The sequence below is a fragment of the Exiguobacterium sp. s6 genome (assembly GCF_018618155.1).
Lineage (GTDB): Bacteria > Bacillota > Bacilli > Exiguobacteriales > Exiguobacteriaceae > Exiguobacterium > Exiguobacterium mexicanum_A.
In genome coordinates this window covers 1-424 of record NZ_JACSLN010000014.1, presented here as the reverse complement: position 1 = coordinate 424, position 424 = coordinate 1, and the positions used below count along the sequence as shown (strand labels likewise).

Here is a 424-nt window from a genome sequence, read left to right as displayed (position 1 = left end):
AACAAGGTAGCCGTATCGGAAGGTGCGGCTGGATCACCTCCTTTCTAAGGAAAATGCCCATGTGGCATTGCCCATCGTTCAGTTTTGAGAGACCAAATCTCTCGACAATCAAAATATGAGGGCCTATAGCTCAGCTGGTTAGAGCGCACGCCTGATAAGCGTGAGGTCGGTGGTTCGAGTCCACTTAGGCCCACCATTTTTTTGAGAATTCCTATATGGGGCCTTAGCTCAGCTGGGAGAGCGCCTGCCTTGCACGCAGGAGGTCAGCGGTTCGATCCCGCTAGGCTCCACTTTGTTCCTTGAAAACTGAAGATTCATCAAGACATCAAACCAAGTTAATTTCACATATGGTCCGTGAGGACCGTGTGTCTTAGACGCTAGATCAAGGTAGAAAGGGCGTACGGTGGATGCCTTGGCACTAGGA

The 424-nt window shown here is 50.5% G+C and carries 2 tRNA genes; both read left to right on the top strand.

The features are described 5' to 3' along the window. The first annotated feature begins 119 nt into the window (after positions 1-119). A tRNA-Ile gene (locus KNP75_RS15650) sits at positions 120-196 on the top strand. A gap of 21 nt (positions 197-217) precedes the next feature. After that, positions 218-290: transfer RNA gene (locus KNP75_RS15645), tRNA-Ala, on the top strand. Positions 291-424 lie beyond the last annotated feature (134 nt).